This window comes from Synechococcus sp. R55.2 (assembly GCF_047462075.1).
GTDB lineage: Bacteria > Cyanobacteriota > Cyanobacteriia > Thermostichales > Thermostichaceae > Thermostichus.
In genome coordinates this window covers 1-5,393 of record NZ_JANSIH010000226.1, presented here as the reverse complement: position 1 = coordinate 5,393, position 5,393 = coordinate 1, and the positions used below count along the sequence as shown (strand labels likewise).

Annotated in this window: 5 protein-coding genes and 1 tRNA gene; 2 read left to right on the top strand and 4 right to left on the bottom strand. The window is 58.5% G+C overall.

All coding sequences use genetic code 11. From position 1 onward, the window contains the following. Both NW838_RS07770 and NW838_RS07765 read left to right on the top strand, forming a co-directional pair. Positions 1-1,783, top strand: a 1,783-nt coding sequence (locus NW838_RS07770) for a helicase-related protein (protein WP_414427803.1), incomplete at its 5' end; no start/stop codon positions are given. 40 nt (positions 1,784-1,823) lie between these two features. Further along, positions 1,824-2,183, top strand: coding sequence for a hypothetical protein (locus NW838_RS07765; RefSeq protein ID WP_414331067.1), 360 nt, complete (start codon positions 1,824-1,826; stop codon positions 2,181-2,183). A 339-nt stretch (positions 2,184-2,522) separates the two neighbouring features. Here NW838_RS07765 and NW838_RS07760 read toward each other — a convergent pair. From NW838_RS07760 to NW838_RS07745, 4 genes are all read right to left on the bottom strand, one after another. Then, positions 2,523-2,607 (bottom strand) — tRNA-Ser (locus NW838_RS07760). Positions 2,608-2,680: 73 nt separating this feature from the next. Further along, positions 2,681-3,109: a DUF2358 domain-containing protein gene (locus NW838_RS07755; RefSeq protein ID WP_414358121.1), complete on the bottom strand. Its 429-nt coding sequence runs from the start codon at positions 3,107-3,109 to the stop codon at positions 2,681-2,683. Then, positions 3,106-3,903: an MBL fold metallo-hydrolase gene (locus NW838_RS07750; protein ID WP_414358118.1), complete on the bottom strand. Its 798-nt coding sequence runs from the start codon at positions 3,901-3,903 to the stop codon at positions 3,106-3,108. Before NW838_RS07750 ends, NW838_RS07755 begins: the two co-directional genes overlap by 4 nt. 15 nt (positions 3,904-3,918) lie before the next feature. Further along, complete coding sequence (locus tag NW838_RS07745) at positions 3,919-5,259, bottom strand: TldD/PmbA family protein (RefSeq protein ID WP_414427804.1); 1,341 nt, start codon at positions 5,257-5,259, stop codon at positions 3,919-3,921. Positions 5,260-5,393 lie beyond the last annotated feature (134 nt).

Here is a 5,393-nt window from a genome sequence, read left to right as displayed (position 1 = left end):
TGGCCCCACCCATCGGATCGACTCCAACCATCGACCTGGACCGCTGCAATTTCACTTTGCCAATCACAAAGGGCTATTTCCGCTGCTGGAACAAACGGAGTCGGGGCAGTGGGTTCGCAACCGCCGCTTGAAAAGCAAACGGCCCAACTCCCACGAGCCCTCCTGGGCAGGAGTGCCGGACATAGCGCAGGTGTTGGAAAACTTGCGCCAGCGGGACATGCTGCCGGCCATCTATTTCATCTTCAGTCGCAAAGGCTGTGATATGGCCGTGGCCAGCGTAAGGGATCTGGACCTGATAGCCAGCGAGGAAGAGCGGCAGCAGTTGGCTGAGCAGATCGACCGCTTTTGTCGAGAAACGCCCGAAGCTGTCCGCCGAGATCAGTTGGATGCCCTTTACCGGGGCATTGCCGCTCACCATGCCGGTATGTTGCCTGCCTGGAAGGGGCTGGTGGAGCATCTGTTTCAGCAGGGATTGGTGAAGCTGGTCTTCGCCACCGAGACTTTGGCCGCCGGGATCAACATGCCTGCGCGAACCACGGTGATCTCTTCCCTTTCCAAGCGCACCGACACGGGCCACCGCCTCTTGACCGCTTCTGAGTTTATGCAAATGTCGGGCCGAGCCGGACGGCGGGGCAAGGACATCATCGGCCATGTGGTGACGGTGCAATCCCCGTTTGAGGGGGCCCAAGAAGCTGCGCGGCTGGCCACCTCTGGAGCGGATCCCTTGGTGAGCCAGTTTACCCCCACCTATGGCATGGTGCTGAACCTGCTGCAAAAGCACTCTTTGGAAGCAGCACGGGATCTGATCAACCGCAGCTTTGGACAATATTTGCTCTCGTTGCAAAAGTTGCCCGCACAACAGGAAATCCAACACACGCGGGCCGAGCTACAAGAGATCGATCGCATCCTGGCAAACGTTTCCGACGAAGACATTGCCCGCTATGAGAAAATGCAGGCGCAACGGCGGGAAGAACGGCGCATTTTGCGCTACTTGCTCAAACAACGGGAAGCCGAGCCGGATCCCACCTTGCGTCTGTTGGCTTTTCCCCACATCCAAGCCCAAGAGGAAAAAATTCGCGCCCTAGAAGCTCAAATCCGAGAGAATCCCGCTCACCAAGTGGGGAAAAAATTGCTGGGTTTGCGAGAAAAACGCCAGCGCTTGCTCAAGCGCCTCGAGCACCTGGAGCGGCAAAGCGATTCCGTGCAGGAGTTGCGCTGGCAGCAATTTATGGCCTTGGTGGGGGTGTTGCAGGATTTCGACTGTCTGCAAGAATATCAACCTACCGATAGCGGAGAGGTGGTGGCCGCGCTGCGGGGGGATAACGAGCTCTGGCTGGCGCTGGCTCTGCTCTCGGGTGAGTGTCAGGGCTGTGCTCCCCATCATTTGGCCGGAGTTGTGGCTGCCTTGGTCTCAGAGGCTCCCCGTTCAGGCATCTACAGCCGGTTGCGCACCTCAGGAGTGGTGGAAGATGTGCTGCACGGGTTACGGGGTTTACGGCGGCAACTGTTCCGCAGCCAACGCCAACACCAGGTGTTTCATGTGCCGATCGGGTTTGAGCCCAGCTTGGCCGGGATCGTCGAACATTGGGCGCAAGGGATCCCTTGGGAGACCCTGGAAGCCAGCACCAACCTAGATGCCGGAGACCTGGTGCGCCTGATCCGCCGCACGCTGGATTTGCTTTCTCAGATCCCTTATGTTCCCCATCTGCCGGCGGAGTTACGGGAAAATGCCCGTCAAGCCCAAAAAATGCTGGATCGCTTCCCGGTGAGCGAGTTGATCTAGCGAGCTCAGACCGTTTGCTGTTCAGTGAGGTTGCAGCTCTATGATGCCCGCCGGTGAACCCACCCTCAGGGATGTGTTGAGTGTTATTGAAGAGATCCGGCAAGATGTGGAAGAGATCCGACAGGATGTGGAAGGACTCCGGCAGGATGTCTCCAGAACCAACGAGCGGCTAGAAGCCCTGGCAGCCGATCAAGCAAAGCGCTGGGCCGAGCAGGAAAGACGTTGGGCTGAGCAGGAGAGACGTTGGGCCGAGCAGGGGATAGAAAACCGGGTGATCCTAGAACGAATTGACACCTATCAAAAGGCTAGCGCCCAAGTGGTTAACCTGGCTTTTGCCTTGATTGGAGCTGCCACCGTAGCTCTTGTCGGCATCGTCCTACGGTTGGCCGTTAGTCTATAGTCAGCTGGTTCGGCAAAAACTTCGGCAGGCAGGATGGCCTTGCTTCTCTATTCGGCAACTGGTACGGCTTGTCCTTGAGTTTGGCATTCCGAATGGCCATCTCTGACAGGGCCATGTCCCACCCCGTCTGTTATATCCCCTATTGTGTCCCACTTTAGCCTGGATTACAGTGGGTTTCCCCGGTCTATCGTGGACACTAAAAAGCCCAGAAGCCTTGCTGGGTAAGAGCTTTCTGGACTTCAGTGGACGTTATCGGATTACGGAGAGAGTGGGATTCGGTCGCGCCAGCGGGCCGGATGGCCTTACCCACGGTGAGTTGCTCTCACAAACAAGTTCCAGCGGAGAGAGTGGGATTCGAACCCACGGTGAGTTGCCCCACACAGCATTTCCAGTGCTGCGCCTTCGACCACTCGGCCATCTCTCCAGATTGAGAACAGGGGCGACTTTCCAGAGAGCTAAAAAGTCAGCTTTGTGATCCTAGCAGAGGATGGAAGCCATCAATGAGATCCTTTGGGATCCCCAGGCCGAAACATTTGCAGCAGCACTTCCCAGCGGGAGCATCGCCAGTAGTCAATATGGGATCCGATTAACCCCGACTCGTTGATCTGTATTTCTGTCCAGCCAGGGATGCACAGGCGGGGACGCCAAGGCAAAGCCAAAGCACCGCTTAGGATCCACTCGGTGCGGATCTGGTTGCCGGTTTGCCGAATATCCTGCAGCTCGAGACGGATATCCTCTATCCAACGCCCTATCCCCTCGATCATGCGGCGATAGCGATCCAAGCCGCGAAACTCGTTGAGGGGATCCCGGAAGTAAACCTGCGGGTCGTAGATCGCATAGGTCTGATCCCGGGGAAAGCGAGCGTAATCTGCCCGCAAGATGGCCACCAGATCGGCGCTAGGCGGGGCTTGGGAAGGAAGGCTCATGTCTTGGCCACGACAGAAAGAGACACCGTTTCCCCAGGGGCGGGGCAACACAACTGGATGGATTGGGACGTGGCGGCATTCAAGGCTGCCAGCTTTTCTCGAAACTCCTGCAGGCTGCCCAAGGGGCGGATCTGGGCGGCAAACCAGCCGTGGTAGTCCACCTCTCCCATCGCCGTAGGGATCACCTGCTGGGGGCGTAGGGCTGCCACCACCTCCAGGGCCCGCTCTGGCCCCATGATCACCTCTCCCAAGAGGGGAAAGATCTGCCCCACCACCGGGATCAGCAGAGTATGAATGGGGCACAATTCCTGCTGCAATCGCAGCCGGATATCCGGTTGGGAAAGATGAGGCTCGTAGTAAAGCCGTGTCTGGGAGGGCACCTCTTCCAGCAGATAGCCCAGCTCACGGACAGGCCCTAGGGACGCACCGGGAATGGCTGTGACCCGCAGATCCCCCCAGCGAACAGACTGCCAGGGATCCAGAGCCTGAACCGTTGCAAATCCCAGACTCTTCACGACTCTGGCTGCAGCCGGCGAGGCCAAAACGGGGATCCGCTTATCCAGGCGCTGCAGCGTTGGCGGGTGGCAGTGATCCGGCTGGGCTTGGCTGAGGAGGATCCCGTCGATTTTGGGCAGGGTCTCCGGCGTAAAGGGGGGTGGTTGGCGGTGCTCCAGGCGGATGAACCAGGGGATCCCCAGAAACACCAGGGGATCCACCAGCCACGGATCCAATAGGAAGGTTTGCTCCCGGGTGTGGATGAGCCAACTGTTGAGGTCGATGCGGGTCAGTTGCATGAGTTTGAAGTGAGGTTATTGCCCGGTAATGGAGAGATCGGCAACCCAAATGCGGGGACACAGCCCACCGGGTGTGACTTGCGGCTCGGGCTCGACGTAGAAAATCGACTTCAACAGCTCCAGGAAGTCTCCGGCCACCGTGGCCGCTTCGATGCTGATGCGCTCTCCTTGGCGCACCCACCACCCCTGAAACGGCAGCGAGAAGGATCCCTGTAGGGGCTTAACGCCGGCATGAAGCGCTTGCAGCTCATCGATCCAAACTACATTTTCAGCCGTAGCCAAGTCATAGGTGCTCTCCGGCGGTGCCCCGGCAAACACATGGTAGTAGTGGGCAGCAACCGTGACCTTAGCACCGATATTGGCGTGGCCTGTGGGCTGGGCTCCTAGGCGCTTAGCCGTACCGGCGCTGTGCAAAAAGTGGGTCAAGACCCCATTGGTGATGAGAGGGACACGGCGGGTGGGGGTGCCTTCTCCATCAAAGCTGATCGCTCCCACATTGGTCGGGTGTAGGGCATCGTCACACACCGATAGAAGAGGCGAGGCAATGGTCTTGCCCAGGGATTCTGGGGTGGACAGGCTTTGGTTGTCCAAAATGTTTTGGGCATTGAACACATTGGAGAAGGCGCCCAACAAACTCAAAAAGGCTTCTCCGGAAAAGACCACTGTGTATTTTCCAGAGGGGATCCGCTCGTACTCCAGATGGCTCATCAATTTCTCAGCAGCTTCCTGCACACAACCCTGGATATCCAACTCATCCAGGCTGCGGGCCACTCGCATGGCTCCGGCACTGCGGGGTTTGCGGCCCTCTTGCTCTGCCTTGCTGTAGAGAAAAACCGAAGCGAGGGTATGCTCCTCTTGTCGCAGGGCTTGGTGGCTGTTGAGGTAGAAGCGGTTGATCTGCCGCTGCGCTAGGCCGTTGTAGGGCACCCCCTGAATGGCGGGATGGGATCCCAGGAGTGCCTTTTCGGCAGCCACCAACTGTTCCAACAAGTCGCCGGCCAAAGCCAACGGCCCTTTGTCGTTACAAGGCTGAGCAATAGGCAGAGTGGCTTCTGGGCTGAATTGAGGGGCATGTTCCCGCACGCCAAAACGGCTGGCTTCAAAGGCCGTTTGCAGGGCCAGTTCTAGCCCCGCCTCATCCACATCGGTGGTGGAGGTCACCCCCACCTGCCCTTGGTCGTTCCAGGCCCGCACCGTCACGCTGCAGCGGTGGGAAGCCTTGACCTGGCGAGGTTCCCCATGATCTACCTGCACGCTGGTTTCATCCACTTGAGCCCCGTAGAGATCAAACTGAGGGATCCCCAACCGCTGGGCACAGCTTTGTGCCTGTTCTGCCAACACCGCGACCTGCACCATTGCCACTCCCCAAGTTCCTGTTGCCATCCAGCGCCTCTAGTAAACTACCCGCACTCATGCTGACGCAGAGCGCTCCGCACCGCTAAAGCGAAAGAGTGCAGGCTTTCGGTAGCCCTGTAGTTGGCAAGCCAACC